This is a genomic window from Jannaschia seosinensis (assembly GCF_001408515.1).
Taxonomy (GTDB): Bacteria; Pseudomonadota; Alphaproteobacteria; order Rhodobacterales; family Rhodobacteraceae; genus Jannaschia; species Jannaschia seosinensis.
In genome coordinates, this window is record NZ_CYPR01000228.1 from 16,546 (window position 1) to 32,235 (window position 15,690).

Below are 15,690 nucleotides of genomic sequence, written 5' to 3' on the forward strand. Positions count from 1 at the left end.
CCTTCATGAAATCCACGTTTTGCCTGCTTCTGACCACCGCGCTCGCCCTGACTGCGTGCGGAAGGATCGCTAACCTTGGCCAAGCGCCGGAGCTGAGTTCAATTTCGCGTTCTGATGAGCATCGCGCGATGCATGCGCCGGCAGCCTTCGATGCTCTGGAGGGGGGCGATCAGATCAACTCCGCATCGCTTTGGACTGGTGGTCGGCGTTCGCTGCTTGGCGATCGGCGTGCGGAAACGAGGGGGGACATTCTTACCGTCGTGGTTGAGATCGATGATCGCGCAGAAATCGACAATTCGACAAACCGGTCGCGCAAAGGCTCCGAAAACCTGCAGCTACCGGAGCTGTTCGGTTTGCCGCAGAACCTGCAGCCCGGCCTTCCGGCTGGATCGAGCCTAGAGAATGCCGTCTCCACCTCCTCGCAGAGTGCATCCTCCGGATCGGGTGGCGTAAGGCGGAAAGAGCGCCTCACGCTGCGTGTCGCCGCGACGGTCGTCGGTGTTCAGCCGAACGGCGTGCTGCGTATTGAGGGACGTCAGGAGGTTCGGGTCAACTTTGAACTGCGCGAGCTGCTGGTGACCGGCTACGTGCGGCCTGAGGATATTTCCCGGCAGAACGAGATTACCTACGACAAGATTGCAGCGGCGCGCATCTCCTACGGCGGACGCGGCCAGATCACCGACATGCAGCAGCCGCGATACGGTCAGCAGGTCGCCGACATCTTGCTGCCGTTCTGACATGCGGATTTTAATTGCCCTTGTCATCGTCGTCCTCGCAGGCGCTGGCGGCCTTTATGGCGGCTTCCTCACGCGCCCGGCCGTCCCCGCCGAGGACCATGACGCAGCCCCCGTCGTCGCGGAGCCCAAAGAGGAAGTGAGCGAAGGGAACATTATTCAACTGAAGAACAGTTTTGTCGTGCCGGTCCTGCGGGATGGCCGGATTTGGAGCCACGCGGTGCTCATGCTTGGCGTCGAAGCGGGGCAGACAAGTTCCGAGGCGATTCTGCTTCGTGAACCTGTCCTGCGGGACGCGATCAACGAGGCACTTTTCCGGCATGGGAGTCAGGGCGGGTTCGATGGAAACTTTACCGATTCACTCATGCTCAACCGGCTCCGCACGACGCTCAACCAGGTCGTGCGTCAACGGCTGAGTGACGAGACTGCGCGTGTTCTGATCATGGCGATGTCCCGCCAAGGCCGCTAGGGCCGGCGGGCACGCCTGTCGGCAAGCGCCTGATCACGAAGTTTTTCAACAACATTTCGCCGTGCGACATTATGTGCATGCCGCTCCCGCTCAGGCTGCGCGGCGGCATGCAGCCGCGCAAGTTGCTCGTTCAACACGGCAAGCTGTTGGCCGCGCCACCGCTGCCACCTGTCGTGGAGGATCGCAGCGCCAAAATCATCCTCAGCGTTTCCGGGCGTATCGCGCAGGACCTGCGCCTTGCCCTCGAGTTGATCGATGAGCGCCTGAATCCGAGCGAGGCGGTGGCCCGTCTTCTGCTCTTTCAGTGCAACGAGTTCCGAGAGAGCGTCGAGTTCGTTGTCTTTCACGCTTTCGCCTCCGCCAGGTCGCGCGCGAACCGGACCGCCGCGGCGACGGCGGCGAAGTGGGCGCGGTCGATCGGGTCGCCGATCTCGGTCGTGGCGTGCAGCGCACGTGCCGTCGGTGGATCGCTGTAAAGCGGGATGCCTGCATCCGTGGCAACTTCGCGGATTCGCATCGCAACGTGGTCCACCCCTTTGGCCACACAAACAGGTGGGCTGGGATCCATCGGCGACCATTTCAGCGCCACTGCGTAATGGGTCGGGTTCACAACCACGACCGTCGCCTCCGGAACGTCGGCAAGCATCGAATTCATGGCGATTTCCTGCGCCCTTTGTCGGCGCTTCTGCTTCATGTGGGGGTCACCCTCGGACTGTTTGCTTTCGTCGAGGACCTCCTGCCGCGTCATGCGATTCTTGACGATGTGGCTATGTTGTTGCCAAGCGTAATCCGCCGCGGCGATCGCGCCGGAAATAAGTACGACGGCGAGAACAAATTCCCAGAGTATTTCGGGGAGCAGGGCCGGTATCGCCCGCGGATCCACGGCGGATGCGGAGATGATCCGGTCGGAGTGGCGCATGAGAAACCCGACGAGCAATGCGCCGTAGATGCCCATTTTCGTCGCTGATTTGGCAAACTCGAAAAGGCCGCTCGGCCCGAACTTGTTCTTTGCATTCGCCAGGACAGAAACCCGGGAGAGCTTTGGCGAGAGCTTCGTGGGTGCGAAAACGATGGCACGCTGCGCCAGAAGCGCCGCAACGACGAGTGCGGCCGGAGCTGCCACCATGAGCGTGGCGGCGGCGGTGGCCTCCCAGAGAATTTCCGCACCCTTGCCGCCATCGCCGCGCGTCATCCGGCCCGTTATCGTGCCGGCGTTCTGGATCAAAGCGCCGCCCAAGTCGGTCAGGCGGCGCGCCACTCCAGGTGCAACAAGAACCAGGCAGATCAGGACTCCCGCATAGCCCGCCGATGTCGCGACATCCTGTGAGCGGACGAGATCGCCCTTTTCCCGGGCCTGCTGCAGCTTTTGCGGTGTAGGTTCGTGGCTGCGTTCTGCGCCGCTCTCCTCACTCATGGGCCACCACCGATCGGGTCGCCGAGCGCCGCGATCATCGCCGCGCGCCATACGGTCAGCATAAGCGGTGCAGCAAGGAACAGGATGAGCGCGCTCGCCCAAGTGATTGCCGGCGCGCCGACCATCGCAACCATCAATTGCGGCATTGCGCGGTTCAGGACGCCCATTGCGAGATTATAGACGAGGGCAAGGAGCGCAAATGGCGCTGCCAATGCGAACGCCAAGGCAAATGCGCCGGCAGCCCGGGCAATGCCCCACCGCGCCATGTCCCCGCCGTCGGGCGCAAGGCCGAGTGGCAGGACGTCGTAGCTGCGGATCAGGAGGTCTATCACCATCAGCGGCAAGCCAGACGCCATCAGAAGCGCAAGTCCTGCGATGTTCAGGACATTGCCGATCGCGGAGGACGGCTCGACCGTGCCGAAGAGCTGCGCAAGCGAGGTCAATTGCGCGGCCATCATGCCGGCCATGGTCAACGCCAGCGCAACGAAGCGCAGAACCGCCCCGAACGCGAGCCCGATTGCGGTTTCGGTGGCAATGAGGCTTGGGGTGATCTCCTCCGGGGCCGCCAAGGTCGGGGCGACCGCCGCAGCTAGAGAAAAAGCGGCGACCAGGCGCACGCGGGCCGGGATCATCTTGTCGCCCAAACCAGGCAGGAACGCCATCATCGCACCGATGCGCAGGAACACCAGCAGGAGGGCTCCGACCAGAGGCACGATCGCGTCATGCAGCGCAAGCCCCGCCTCGATCATGCGGAGACGGAGCCGAGAATGGCCGGAGTCGAGCGGGTTCCGATCTCTTCATAGGCGATGACCGGATTGGGAAGGCCGCGCGCGGCCATGACCTCGTGCAGGAAGCGCCGACGCCGGGAGGAGGTGACAATTGCCGGGTGATTGCCTTCCCTTGCCGCTTTGCCAATGCCTTCGGCAAGACCGGCGGCAAGCTTCTGGAACAGTTCGGGCGGCAATGCGATGTTGCTCTGGCCATTCGCACCATCAAGCTGATGCTGCTCGAATGCGCTCTCCCAATCGGGTGCTAGCTGAATGAGCGGAAGCGTTCCATCCGGTCGTTTGAGATCTGCGGTGATTTGCGCGGCCAAACGATGGCGGACATGCTCCGCAATCCCCTCCGGGCCAAACCCCGTCTCCCGCTTCTCCGCAATCGCCTCCAGGATGACCGGCAGGTTGCGAACGGAGACCCGCTCTGCAAGCAGAAGCTTGAGGACAGACAAGAGAAGCTCCGGCTGGACCTTTCCGGGGATCATCTCGTCGAGAAGTCTGCGGTTCGCGACAGCACGTTCCGGTGTGGAGACGCGGGTGAAAGCATCGAGCAGTCTCTGAAGCGCCTTCATGCCAAGAAGTTGCGGGAAGTTCGACTTGATGACCTCCAGAAGATGCGTCGCCAGAACCTCCCCCGGGGTCACGATGGTCTCGCCGATCAAGTCGTCCGCCTCGCGGGCAAGGATCCAACGTGCGGGTGCACCATAAACCGGCTCTCGCACCTCTCGCCCGGGCATCTCTGCGGATGAACCGGTCCCCGTGAGCAAGAGAACGTGATCGCGTTCCAGCCGGTCGCGTGCCATCTCCACTCCGTGAATGCGGATCACGTAGGTTCCGGACGGAAGACCCTGATCGTCGGTGAGACGGATTTCCGGCAGGATGATCCCGTATTTCTCGGCGATATGATTGCGCAGGCCCGTTATACGGCCCTCCAGTCCCGTCGCCGGGTCGAGGGCTAAATCAACCAGATCCAGCGCAAATTCGACTTTGATGTCGTCCAGGGCGAGAATATCACCGATTTCACGCTCGGTCGGGAGAGCTTCCAATTTCGGCTCTGCTTCGGCCGCCGCCTGAACGGTGGCGCGGTGGCGCATCAATGCGGCTCCGGCAAGCAACAGCGCCCCGACCGTGAACGGCAGGAACGGCAGGCCGGGCACGATGGCAAAGACGAGCATAATGAACGCCACCGTTCCGAGGGCGGCCGGGTGCTTCCCGATCTGGCCGACGATCTCAATGTCGACGGCGCCTTTTCCACCGCCGCGCGCCAGAAGCAGACCCGAGGCGATTGAAATAATAACAGCCGGAATCTGCGAGACGAGACCATCGCCCACCGTCAGGATGGCGTAGGTCTCCACAGCTTCGCCAATCGGCATGTTATGGGCGATCATGCCCACGCTAAGGCCGACGACGAGATTCAGCAGCGTGATGAGGAGGCCCGCTACGGCATCGCCCTTGACGAATTTCGAAGCTCCGTCGAGCGATCCGAAGAAGGTCGTCTCCGACAATTCAAGTTCGCGCCGGCGCTTCGCTTCCTCATGGTCGATTGCGCCTGCGGACATGTCGCTATCAATCGCCAGCTGCTTGCCAGGCATCCCATCGAGCGCGAATCGAGCGCCGACTTCGGCCATCCGAGTCGCGCCCTTTGTGATCACCATGAAATTCACGATGAGCAGAACACCGAAAATGACGAGACCGAGCGCGATACTGCCGCCCATAACGAAGCTTGCGAACCCCTCGATTACAGTGCCAGCGGCATCTGTGCCGGTGTGGCCTTGACCGATTATCAGCTTCGTCGAGGATACGTTAAGCGATAGCCGCAGCATGAGTGACGCGAGAAGGATCGTCGGAAAGGCAGAAAAGTCGAGCGGACGTTCAATATAGAGAACCGTCGTAAAGATCAGAATCGCGAGCCCGAAGCTGACTGATAGCCCGACATCGAGGACCCATGCCGGCATCGGCAGGATCATCATCAGGATCACGGCCATCAGGGCCAGTGCCATAAGGGCCGTCGGTTGGAATATGCTTCTCATCGCGCCGCGTCCCAAGATCCAATCGACCGATCTTTAGGCCAACTGCGGTTAACGGCGGGTTATCGTGCCGGTGATGCCGCCGCGATCGCCGCAATTGCTTCAGAGAGAGCCCGGCTGTGTTCAAGCGCCTGCTGCGCAGAGGACAGATCCCCCTTCGTCGTGGCTTCCTCGTTCTGAAGGACGATCAGGCGGGCTAGATCTGTCCGGGGTCCGGTCTCGCTGTCGCTTCGTGCCATTTCAGGGAAGTTTCGTGTGAGCCACGGAGAGGCTGACTTCGCTTCACGGAACCCGCCCGCCTTATTTCTTGCCTCTTCGGGCGATTTAACCGCATCGAAGCGTGCCGCCGCATCTTCAAACCCCCACGATCGAAGAACGTCGGCGACTCGTCTTGCACCTTCGCTTCCGGACGAAAGATATGGACGCAGCCGCACGGCGAATTCGATCGTTTTTTCAATCGGCATCTCCTGCAGAGCAAGGCCCAGCAGCGCTTCGGCCTCGGCAGACTCGCTCCCTACCAAATCAATTGCCTCATGAAAATATTCGGCACGGAGTAACGCGCGGGCCAATTCCGACTTAATCTGCGCACGTTTCTCATTCGGTGGAATCGAAGGCAAAAAGGCCAGTGCGTTTCCAATTTCAACTGTGCTAAGTCGTGTCGAACTGGCATTTGCATGAACGAGCATGTCGAGAACCGACTCAACGGCAGAGAGATCAGTACCTGCGGCGGGTGGTGTTGGCGCTGGCGCACCAGCGCTGGAAGACTCCTGTCGAAGTCCGACCAGAAGGTCCGACGCTCCGACGCTTGAAAGCGCTTCAGCAATACGGTCGCGAATGTCATTCCATCGGTCCTGCGGCAGGTCGGCAAGAAGCTGTACGACCGCAAGCTCGTCGGCCCGATCCCAACGGCCCTCCGGGTTTCCTTCCAGAAGCGCAATTATCGCACTTGCCGGACCACAGCCGGGATCGGCATAGCCTTGGGCCCCTGTGGCTCGCTCATCCAGCGCATCGGCGATCTGGAGGTGCATCGGCGCCTCCAGATCGGCTGAGCGGATCATGAAACCCGCTTCGGCGCCCCATCCTGCCTTTAGATAGGAAAGTGCAAGCTCAAGGGCAGCATCGCGCTCGAACCCGTCGCGTCCGTTGAGGACGCCGGAAAGATGCTGCGGCAAGCTCGTGACGGCGTCTGAAGGGTCAGCTAGCAGAACTTCGCGAGACAGTTTTTCGAACGGACACGCCAAACTCTTTAATGGCGTGGAGGGCTTCGCTATCGGCAGGAGGCTGATGGAGCCCGACGGGTGCATTTTGATCTGGACCGGAGACGCTGAGACCGGACCCTGGCCCGGCTCAGCGGGATTTGCGACAACCGCGGCATTCGTCGAGCTTGTCCTCTCGCCTCGGCGCGCCAGAAGGTCTGCGGTTGATGCAAGCAGCGGTATATTCAGCGGAGGCATTTCAAGCGGTATGGCGGACGATTGGGCCAATGACGCAGTATCGGCATCATCCGTTATGTCGACTACGATATGTCCGGACTGTAACTGGAAAACACTGATGCCGCATTCGCAGGAAAGGGACAGTGACAGTCCCGCTTCCGTCGCCGTTAATGAGGTGAGGCGATCTTTCGGAATGAAATAAAAGACCTTCGAAAGATCGAGCTGCGGAAGAGGGCGCGCAAACTCGATGGATGCAGATCGGCCGGAGCGGTCGATCTGCCATTCTTGGCCAAGTTCCGTGAGGAAAACCAGCCGAGAGAAAGTCTCATGCTCACCAGATTGCACCGGAACAGACTGCGCGTGGACCTGCGCTCCGAAGACCGCGAGGACCAGTGGCAGAAAGATCTTTCGCAGCATCCTCATGCGGCACGCCGAGCTTTCAGAGCGTCCTCAAGTTCTGCAAAGCTGGGACGGATATGGGTGGGCGTCGATTGCCGCCCAACCTCAATGCAGATGTTCGTGGCGTGGTTGTGCAGGTTTGCCACAAGAACCTCTTGGATCAATCCGTAGAAATATGCGTCCTGTTCTCCAAGGGCCTTCAGCCGGACCGCGAATGGCCCCACAACTCCGTAGGCAAGAAAGACCCCGAGAAACGTTCCGACGAGCGCACCGCCAATCAGCTTTCCAAGAACCTCTGGAGGTTGGTCAATCGACCCCATGGTCTTGATCACACCCAGCACAGCCGCAACAATCCCGAGCGCCGGAAGACCATCTGCCATCGCTTGAAGTGCATGGCTCGGATGCAGCGTATGATGAAGGTTCTCTTCAATTCGCTGTCCGAGAATTTCCTCAACCTGGTGGGGATCGTCGTAGTTCATCGAGATTGCCCGAAGCGTATCACAGATCATCGCGGTCGCTTCTTTGTCGGAGAGTATCTTTGGATACTCCCGAAATATTTCGGACTCTTCTGGATTCTCGATGTGCTCCTCTAGCGCGACGGCATTCTGACGTCCAAGCCGCACAAGTTCATAAAGTAGACAAAGCAAATCGCGATAGTCATCAGGAAGCCATCGCGGCCCCTTAAAGACACGCGCGATGTCTTTAAGCGTATGCTTCACCTCAGACATGCTATTGCCGATCAGGAACGCACCGACGGCCGCACCACCGATCATTGTCATCTCGAACGGAAGCGATTTCATTATGATGTCGAGTTTACCGCCGGCCATCATATAGCCGCCGAACACCATCACGAAGACGCAGGCAAGTCCCGCTAGTCCAAGCATCTGTCTACTCCGTAGCTGCGTTGGCGTTGCGCCCTGCCATTAGGACGCTGAGCGCATATGCCGTCTCCGGCGTGAGGTTGGTGAGAATGTTCGCGGCGGTATCGGCGTTCATTCGGGCGACGAAGCCTGCTGCAAAAGCGGGCTCCATCGTCTCGAACAATGCGGCGGCATCTTTCGGTTTCATTCCTTCATAGACTTCGACCAGTCGGGACACATCTTCGTCGGCAGCAGTCTTGGATCGGTGCATCCGGGCCTCGAGTCGCGCCTCGGCTTCTGCCAGACGAATGAGGGATGCTTCGATTTCTTGGCGTGCGACCGTAAAGTCCTGCTCACGCATCGCCACCGCTTCTTCCCGTTCGGTGAGTCCGGCATCCCGTTGAGCAAGGTCCTGAAGAAGCTGAGAGATTTCATCCGACGGAGGGCAGAGCAAGGCAACATCAGCCCGGTCTGGCGGCTCGGCGCCATCGGAAATGGCCAAACTGGCTGAAACGATCCGCGTGAGCGCGGACAGAACCAGCACCGATACGAGGATCGTGAAGCCTCCGCGGCGGAGCGAGTCAAACCGCTTGGTTTTCATCATGCAGCTCCAAGCTCATGGTTCCGTGCGGCACGGAAACTCGGAAGCGGGCTCGGGCCGCTCGTTTCTTCGTCTCTGAGGCGATCGGCCGCCTCCGCCTCAAGGTCCTCGAGGCTGGCCAACAGGATTTCCATCCGCCCGATGCGGTCGTCGGCACGCGACGAGGCGCGGGCGAGGCGATCCGCCTCCCTGTCCGCTTCCTGACCCGCCTCGATCATCTCTTTGGACAAAGCGTCCACCTTCTGACCCAATGCGGCGATCCGTTCGTTGATTCGTGTGTCGGTCGTGATTGGAGCATGAAGGCGGCGGGAAAGGATTCGGCACCAGATCGCCATGCCAAGCGTTCCGCACAGCAAGAGAACGTCAGAGATTTGTGAAATTATCTGCATGTCAGGTAATCACGAAGTCGATGATGAGAATGTCATTCACGGTGTCCGGCCCCGTCAGTAATTGGACCCGCCGCAAGAGTTGAGCCCGCAGCCGCAATAGCGCAGTTGGGTTCTCCAATTCTGCGACCGGAATGGCGCGGAGATAAGTCGCGAAGATATCAAGAATTCGCGGCTGTAATGCGGCGATCTTCGGGTCGGCGGTCTCGGTTTGAAGAAAAGCCCGGAAGCGCAGCTGCTTGATGCCGCTCGCATCTCCCACCGAGATCATCAGCGGGTCGAGTTCCAAGAATGTTGGCGGATCCGATTTTGCCACATGTGCATTAGGGACCGGAGCTTCTGCGGTATGCCCGGAAGGGAGTATCGAATCGAGCATTCCCGATCGCATGGCATAAAACCCGCCGCCTCCGAATGCACAGGCCAGCGCAAGAGTGAGGAGTAGCCAAAGCTTCTTTCCCTTCTTCGGCTCATCCTGTCCGGTTTCTTCCTGCTCTGCTTCCGGTTCGGCCATTTGGGCATCCTCGTCGTTTCGAGAATTGAGCTAACCCACGGGGACTAACTTAATGTTAACGGAAGTACGGAATTGTCCCCCTCGACGCCCAGAACGGGCCGGCCGATTTCGAGAGGGCATACGTTGGAGAATCTGACTGCATTTTGGAAGGCGCAGGACAAGCGCCGAGTTGCCGTCCTGGCTGTCGCGACGCTGGTCGCGATGCTTTCGGTGCTGTTCCTGACCCGGCTCGCCACGGCGCCTCGGATGGAGCTTCTCTTCGCGAATCTCGAACCCGCGACCGCAGCCGAGGTCGTCGCAAGTCTCGATGCACGCGGGACTTCCTACGAGGTCGTGGGCGGCGCCATCTACGTGCCGGACGATGTGCGTGACGCGCTCCGGATGCAACTTGCAGGCGAAGGCCTGCCGCGGATGGACGGCGCCGGCTACGAGCTGCTCGATGGATTGAGCGGCTTCGGAACGACCTCGCAGATGTTCGACGCCGCCTATTGGCGCGCCCGGGAGGGCGAGCTGACGCGGACGATTCTGTCGTCCCCCGGGGTTCGCCAGGCGCGCGTGCATCTTGCGACCGGCGATTCGTCGCCCTTCTCGCGCGATCGTTCGGCGACAGCGTCCGTGACGTTGCAGATGACGTCGGGCGCCGTCGGAACCTCCCTGGCGCGTGCCGTTCAGTCCCTTGTTGCCGGAGCCGTGCACAATCTTTCGACGGAGGATGTCACGGTCATCGATTCGGCAAGCGGGCGTGTCGTCGGTGGCACCGCGATCGACACCCAAGCCGAAGCCCGGAATTCCCGGATGGCCGAGATGCGCGCTTCGGTCGAGAATCTCCTCGCCGCGCGTGTCGGAGAAGGGCGCTATGTCGTGGAACTTGCCGTGGAAACCCGCCGTGACCGCGAGAAGATCACGGAGCGGCTTCTCGACCCCAAAAGCCGCGTCGTCGTCAGCACCGACACCGAGGAGCGGACATCCTCCGACCGCGGAACCGACTCGAGCGTTACCGTCGCGAGCAATCTGCCGGAGGGCGATGCCGCAGGCGGGGGCGAATCGCAGAGCAACCAAGCCGAAACCCGCGAACGGGTGAACTACGACTTCTCCGCCACGCAGCGCGAGATCGAGCGTGCTCCGGGTGCAATCGAGCGCGTCACGGTCGCCGTCATGGTCGATGGCCTGCGTGCGGCCGGCGCCGACGGAGCGGATAGCTGGACACCCCGTTCCGCGGAGGAGCTTCAGACGCTGCGCGAACTGGTCGAGGCGGCGGTCGGCTTCCGGGCGGACCGCGGCGACGAAGTTACGGTCCGGAGCATGGAGTTCGACCTGCCCGCAGCGCCTGCCACCGGCCAAGGGCTTTCGCTTCCGTGGTTCAGCGGCGGGCAAATCGTGCAGATGGTGACAGCGCTTCTTCTCGCGCTCCTCGGCCTCGGGATCCTCGCCTTCGTCGTCCGCCCCGTCCTCGCGAATGTCCTTGCGCCGCAACTGCCGCCGCCGGCCGCCGAGCCGCCTGCCGAAGCGGGGTCGGGACTGGATGCGCCGCGCGAACTTCCTGCGCCGGGCGCTCTGCCGAACGATGGGTCGAGCAAGAACGGGCTGGATCTGTCCGACCTCTCCGCGCTGCCGGATTTGTCCAACCTCTCCGACCTGCCGGACCTGCCCGATGATCAAGGGGGCAACCACGAAGATCCTGTGGACCGCTTGCGCCAGCTGATCTCCGATCGCCGGGAGGAAACCGTTGAGGTGCTCCGGGGCTGGATGGATGACACACCGGAGGAAGTTCGATGAGAGCGCTTTCTCTGGAGGACTTCGGCGCGGACGATGTCACACCGCAAGTGACGGTTCCGGAAGTGAAGACGGATGACCGGTTCGACGAGGGCTACAACGCCGGTCGCGATGAGGCGCTTGCAGGCATCGAGGCGGAGCAGAGCCGGATTTCGGAGAGTCTTGCCAAGGGGCTGAATGACGCGATCGCCGCACGGCGCGACGCTGTGGGGGGGACGATCGCCGCGTTGGAGCCGGCGCTGCGTGAGATTTTCGACAAGCTTTTGCCGCATGCGGCAGAGAAGGCGTTCGTCGGCATTCTGGTAGATGAGCTTCGGGAACTGGCCCGGAGTGCCGCCGACCGCCTGTCGCTTCGGGTTGCTCCGGAAGAGACGGCCGCAATCGGGAACCTGCTGAAGCGTACCGATCTCGGAGAGCTTCAGGTCGATGTCGTCGGCGAACCCACATTGTCGATGTCGCAGGCCCTGATCCGCTGGCCGGGCCAGGAACGCCGGATCGACCTCGAAGAGACGCTCGGGGCCCTGGATTCCGCGCTGGATGCCTTCCTGGCATCGGCGACCGGTGCCGATGCCGATTTCCGCCCCGGCGACTCGGTATCGGGGGCGCCTGAAGCGGACGACACATTCGAAATACCGGATTTGGAGAATCCCGATCCGAAAATGCATCAGAAAGAGGCAATCAATGGCTGATAATTCCGCCGACACGAATTCCGCTCTGTCCCGCGTACCTGTCGAGATCACGATCTCGGTGGGGCGCGCGCATCCGACGGTCTCGGAACTGCTCACGCTGAAGCGCGACGCGATCCTGCAACTCGACCGGAGCGTTTCCGACCCGGTGGAGCTCTATGCAGGCGACCGCCTCATCGCACGTGGCGAACTCGAGGAGATCGAGGGCGATACGTCCGGACGCCTCGCGGTGCGCTTGACCGAAGTTGCGGAAACGGACGACCGGGCGTGAGACACCCGCTTGCGGCGGCGCTCCTTCTGGGGGTCCTCGTCGCGCTTCCGGGCGCGGCGATGGCGCAGGATATCGCGATCGATCTCGGCGGGGAAAACTCCCTGACGCTGCGAACCGTGCAGATCATCGCGCTTCTCACGGTCCTCAGCCTCGCTCCGGGCATCGCCATCACGGTGACCTGCTTTCCGTTCATCGTGACGGTCCTGTCGATCCTCCGGCAGGCAATGGGTCTGCAGGCATCGCCGCCCAACATGCTGATCATCAGCCTGGCGATGTTCCTGACCTACTTTGTGATGGAGCCCGTCGCGACGGCCGCATGGGAGGCCGGAATCGGCCCCCTCACGCGTGGCGAAATGGAGGCCGGCACCGCGATTTCCGCGGCGATCGAGCCGTTCCGTGCGTTCATGGCCGCGCGCGTGGATCCCGACACCTTGGCGCATCTGCAGGATCTTCGGCCTGCGGCGGAAGCGGAGAATCTCTCGGTTCTCATCCCGTCGTTTCTTCTGTCCGAGATCAGCCGCGCCTTCCAGATCGGTTTTCTCGTCTTCATGCCGTTCCTGATCATCGACATGGTGACGGCCGCCGTCCTGATGTCGATGGGGATGATGATGGTCCCCCCCGCCATCGTGTCGCTTCCGTTCAAACTTGCCTTCTTCGTTGTCGTGGATGGCTGGACGCTCGTGTCTGGCGCCCTTGTGCGAAGCTATTTGTAGAAAGGTGCCCCCATGACCTATCAGGACCACGCAGGAAATCAGGCGCGCCACGGCGCACAACCGCCGCTTCGGAGAGACGTGACGAATGCGGAAAAGGCACGTGCGCTGATCGCCCTGCTCGGAGACTCCTCGGACGGCACGAGGGCGTCCGACATACCGCCCGAGCGGCTGCGTGCCTGGGCGCGCGATCTGGTGCAGGCTGTCGAATCGCGCCGACCGGCAGCCACCGAGCGGGTTCGTGCGGCGCTCGAGCCGCTTTTGCTGACCCCGCAGATGACCGGCGCGAAGCCGGAGGACGAGGAGGCTTCCTCCGTCGCGCCGGCGGATAAGGCGACGCAGGAGGTGCCGCGCCTTTTCTCACGTCCGGCGCCCGCGCTTTCATCCGATCCGGAGACGCGCAACGTGCTTTGTGAAGCACTGGAGATCGTCAATCCGCGACACCGGCCCCGGCCGGAAATCGTGCTCCTGCCGGAGAAGGATGCCGCTTCGACCGCGGCACCGCGTGGCGACACGGACAAGGGCCAAGCGCGTTCTGCTGCGGCCGGTGCCGCCGGAGGCACGGCGGAGGTGCGGGCCAAAGGCGAGCCGCACAACCGGCCCGAAAACGCGGCGGGATCGGCCCGGCTTCACCCGGATGCCGCGCATGATCCGGCGCCGGCATCCAAGCCAGCGCCGGCGCGATCACCGCGTCGGTTGACACCCGCACAAGCGCGGACGCGGGCCCTTATCCGCGCCAATGTGGATCAGGACCACATGATGCGCGAACATCCGGCCGTGATCGCGGTCGCGCTTCTGGGACGCTCCTCGATGGACCAGGCGCAGGCCCTGCGCACGATGCAGGGCCGGCAGGTCCGGGCGGTTCACCGCATCCTTCGGGATCTCGATGAGCCGGAGGCGATCAGCGCGTGAATTTCTTGTACTTCACCCGGGTCGGCTCCAGCGCATCGGGGCCGAGGCGGCGCATCTTGTCCTCCTCGTAGGCCTCGAAGTTGCCCTCGAACCATTCGACATGCGCCTCGCCCTCGAAGGCGAGGATATGCGTGCAGAGCCGGTCGAGGAAGAAGCGGTCGTGGGAGATCACGACCGCGCAACCCGCGAAATCCGCGATGGCGTCTTCCAGCGCGCGCAGCGTCTCGACGTCGAGATCGTTCGTCGGCTCGTCGAGCAGCAGGACGTTGCCGCCCTCCTTCAGCAGCCGGGCCATGTGCACCCGGTTGCGTTCACCGCCCGACAACAGGCCCACCTTCTTCTGTTGGTCACCGCCCTTGAAGTTGAACGATCCGCAATAGGCCCGCGAATTCACCTCGGCATCGCCCAGCTTGATGAGTTCCGCGCCGCCCGAAATCGCCTCCCAGACCGTTTCGTCGGCGTTCAGGTCGTCGCGCGACTGATCGACATAGGACAGCTTGACCGTATCGCCGTATTCCACCGTCCCGTCATCCGGCTGTTCCTGGCCGGTCAGCATGCGGAACAGGGTGGATTTGCCGGCGCCGTTGGGCCCGATCACGCCAACGATTCCGCCGGGCGGCAGGGCGAAGGAGAGGTCCTCCACCAGCAGGCGGTCTCCGTAGGCTTTCCGCAGCCCCTCGACCTCGATCACCTTGCTGCCCAGACGCGGACCGTTCGGGATGACGATCTGGGCGCGGCCGACACGCTCGCGCTCGGACTGGTTCGCCATCTCCTCGTAGGCGTTGATGCGGGCCTTGGACTTGGCCTGCCGGGCCTTGGCGCCGGCGCGGATCCATTCCAGCTCCCGCTCCAGCGTCTTCTGGCGGGACTTGTCCTCCTTGGCCTCGCGGGCGACGCGGACGGCCTTCTGCTCCAGCCATGCCGAATAATTGCCCTCGTAGGGAATGCCGCGCCCACGGTCGAGCTCGAGGATCCAGCCCGTGATGTCGTCGAGGAAGTAGCGGTCGTGGGTCACGATGAGGATCGTGCCCTTGTAGTCGATCAGGTGTCGTTGCAGCCACGCGATCGTCTCGGCGTCGAGGTGGTTCGTCGGCTCGTCGAGCAGCAGCATGTCCGGCGCCTCGAGCAGCAGCTTGCACAAGGCCACGCGGCGCCGTTCGCCGCCCGACAGGTTGGCCGGGTTGGCATCGTCCGGCGGGCAGCGCAGCGCCTCCATCGCGATGTCGATCTGCGCATCGAGATCCCACAGGCCCTGGCTGTCGATCTCGTCCTGAAGCTGCGCCATCTCGTCGGCGGTCTCGTCGGAATAGTTCATCGCCAGCTCGTTGAAGCGGTCGAGCTTGGCCTTCTTCTCCGCGACGCCCAGCATCACGTTTTCGCGCACGCTCAGGCTCTCGTCGAGATGCGGCTCCTGCGGGAGGTAGCCGACCTTGGCGCCCTCGGCGGCCCACGCCTCGCCGGAGAAATCCTTGTCCTGCCCCGCCATGATCCGCATCAGCGTCGATTTGCCGGTGCCGTTCACGCCGACGACGCCGATCTTCACGCCCGGCAGGAAGCTCAGGCGGATGTTCTCGAACACCTTCTTGCCGCCGGGATATGTCTTGGACACGCCATCCATGTGATAGACGTACTGGTAGCTCGCCATGGTCGGGATCCTCCGGTGGGGGGCGGGTCGTATCGGCGGCCGTCTATCGCGCGGCGGGGGCGGGGGCAATCGGGCCTTGCCCG

The 15,690-nt window shown here is 62.4% G+C and carries 17 protein-coding genes; 7 read left to right on the forward strand and 10 right to left on the reverse strand.

The window, feature by feature from the left end; translation table 11 throughout:
• Window positions 1-5 precede the first annotated feature (5 nt).
• Together flgH and JSE7799_RS17000 are read left to right on the forward strand one after the other, a co-directional pair.
• Complete coding sequence (flgH, locus tag JSE7799_RS16995; protein ID WP_055664661.1) at window positions 6-737, forward strand: flagellar basal body L-ring protein FlgH; 732 nt, start codon at window positions 6-8, stop codon at window positions 735-737.
• A gap of 1 nt (window position 738) precedes the next feature.
• Window positions 739-1,203: a hypothetical protein gene (locus JSE7799_RS17000; protein ID WP_055664662.1), complete on the forward strand. Its 465-nt coding sequence runs from the start codon at window positions 739-741 to the stop codon at window positions 1,201-1,203.
• On the opposite strand, the gene JSE7799_RS17005 is transcribed toward JSE7799_RS17000, so the two are convergent.
• Genes JSE7799_RS17005 through JSE7799_RS17045 form a run of 9 tightly spaced genes read right to left on the reverse strand, consistent with a single transcriptional unit; the run spans window position 1,200 to window position 9,610 of the window.
• Window positions 1,200-1,550 carry a hypothetical protein gene (locus tag JSE7799_RS17005; RefSeq protein WP_055664663.1) on the reverse strand — a complete coding sequence of 117 codons (351 nt, stop codon included), beginning with the start codon at window positions 1,548-1,550 and terminating at the stop codon, window positions 1,200-1,202. The genes JSE7799_RS17000 and JSE7799_RS17005 overlap by 4 nt on opposite strands.
• On the reverse strand, window positions 1,547-2,617 hold the full coding sequence (locus JSE7799_RS17010; RefSeq protein ID WP_055664664.1) for an EscU/YscU/HrcU family type III secretion system export apparatus switch protein: 1,071 nt from the start codon (window positions 2,615-2,617) through the stop codon (window positions 1,547-1,549). Before JSE7799_RS17010 ends, JSE7799_RS17005 begins: the two co-directional genes overlap by 4 nt.
• Window positions 2,614-3,366 (reverse strand): flagellar biosynthetic protein FliR, encoded by a 753-nt coding sequence (locus JSE7799_RS17015; RefSeq protein WP_055664665.1) that lies wholly within the window; start codon window positions 3,364-3,366, stop codon window positions 2,614-2,616. The genes JSE7799_RS17010 and JSE7799_RS17015 overlap by 4 nt, the downstream gene beginning before the upstream one ends.
• Entirely contained in the window at window positions 3,363-5,423 is a 2,061-nt protein-coding gene (locus JSE7799_RS17020) for a flagellar biosynthesis protein FlhA (RefSeq protein ID WP_055664666.1), read from the reverse strand. Before JSE7799_RS17020 ends, JSE7799_RS17015 begins: the two co-directional genes overlap by 4 nt.
• Window positions 5,424-5,482: 59 nt before the next feature.
• Window positions 5,483-7,270: a hypothetical protein gene (locus JSE7799_RS17025; protein ID WP_222101801.1), complete on the reverse strand. Its 1,788-nt coding sequence runs from the start codon at window positions 7,268-7,270 to the stop codon at window positions 5,483-5,485.
• 2 nt (window positions 7,271-7,272) lie between these two features.
• The gene (motA, locus tag JSE7799_RS17030) at window positions 7,273-8,136 is read right to left on the reverse strand and encodes a flagellar motor stator protein MotA (RefSeq protein WP_055664668.1); all 864 of its coding nucleotides are present in this window, start codon (window positions 8,134-8,136) and stop codon (window positions 7,273-7,275) included.
• 4 nt (window positions 8,137-8,140) lie between these two features.
• Window positions 8,141-8,716 carry a MotE family protein gene (locus JSE7799_RS17035; RefSeq protein WP_055664669.1) on the reverse strand — a complete coding sequence of 192 codons (576 nt, stop codon included), beginning with the start codon at window positions 8,714-8,716 and terminating at the stop codon, window positions 8,141-8,143.
• Window positions 8,713-9,048, reverse strand: coding sequence for a hypothetical protein (locus JSE7799_RS17040; RefSeq protein ID WP_144431777.1), 336 nt, complete (start codon window positions 9,046-9,048; stop codon window positions 8,713-8,715). Before JSE7799_RS17040 ends, JSE7799_RS17035 begins: the two co-directional genes overlap by 4 nt.
• Before the next feature lie 55 nt (window positions 9,049-9,103).
• Window positions 9,104-9,610 carry a flagellar basal body-associated FliL family protein gene (locus JSE7799_RS17045; RefSeq protein WP_055664671.1) on the reverse strand — a complete coding sequence of 169 codons (507 nt, stop codon included), beginning with the start codon at window positions 9,608-9,610 and terminating at the stop codon, window positions 9,104-9,106.
• 123 nt (window positions 9,611-9,733) lie between these two features.
• Between JSE7799_RS17045 and fliF the strand changes: the two genes are divergently transcribed.
• The 5 genes from fliF to JSE7799_RS17070 are packed head-to-tail and all read left to right on the forward strand — an operon-like array spanning window position 9,734 to window position 13,962.
• Window positions 9,734-11,386 (forward strand): flagellar basal-body MS-ring/collar protein FliF, encoded by a 1,653-nt coding sequence (gene fliF, locus JSE7799_RS17050; RefSeq protein WP_055664672.1) that lies wholly within the window; start codon window positions 9,734-9,736, stop codon window positions 11,384-11,386.
• Entirely contained in the window at window positions 11,383-12,072 is a 690-nt protein-coding gene (locus tag JSE7799_RS17055) for a FliH/SctL family protein (RefSeq protein WP_055664673.1), read from the forward strand. The genes fliF and JSE7799_RS17055 overlap by 4 nt, the downstream gene beginning before the upstream one ends.
• Complete coding sequence (locus tag JSE7799_RS17060; RefSeq protein ID WP_055664674.1) at window positions 12,065-12,340, forward strand: FliM/FliN family flagellar motor switch protein; 276 nt, start codon at window positions 12,065-12,067, stop codon at window positions 12,338-12,340. The genes JSE7799_RS17055 and JSE7799_RS17060 overlap by 8 nt, the downstream gene beginning before the upstream one ends.
• Window positions 12,337-13,053, forward strand: coding sequence for a flagellar type III secretion system pore protein FliP (gene fliP, locus JSE7799_RS17065; protein ID WP_370736665.1), 717 nt, complete (start codon window positions 12,337-12,339; stop codon window positions 13,051-13,053). The genes JSE7799_RS17060 and fliP overlap by 4 nt, the downstream gene beginning before the upstream one ends.
• 12 nt (window positions 13,054-13,065) lie before the next feature.
• Window positions 13,066-13,962 carry a hypothetical protein gene (locus JSE7799_RS17070; protein ID WP_055664675.1) on the forward strand — a complete coding sequence of 299 codons (897 nt, stop codon included), beginning with the start codon at window positions 13,066-13,068 and terminating at the stop codon, window positions 13,960-13,962.
• On the opposite strand, the gene ettA is transcribed toward JSE7799_RS17070, so the two are convergent.
• Entirely contained in the window at window positions 13,952-15,607 is a 1,656-nt protein-coding gene (ettA, locus tag JSE7799_RS17075) for an energy-dependent translational throttle protein EttA (RefSeq protein WP_055664676.1), read from the reverse strand. The genes JSE7799_RS17070 and ettA overlap by 11 nt on opposite strands.
• Window positions 15,608-15,690 lie beyond the last annotated feature (83 nt).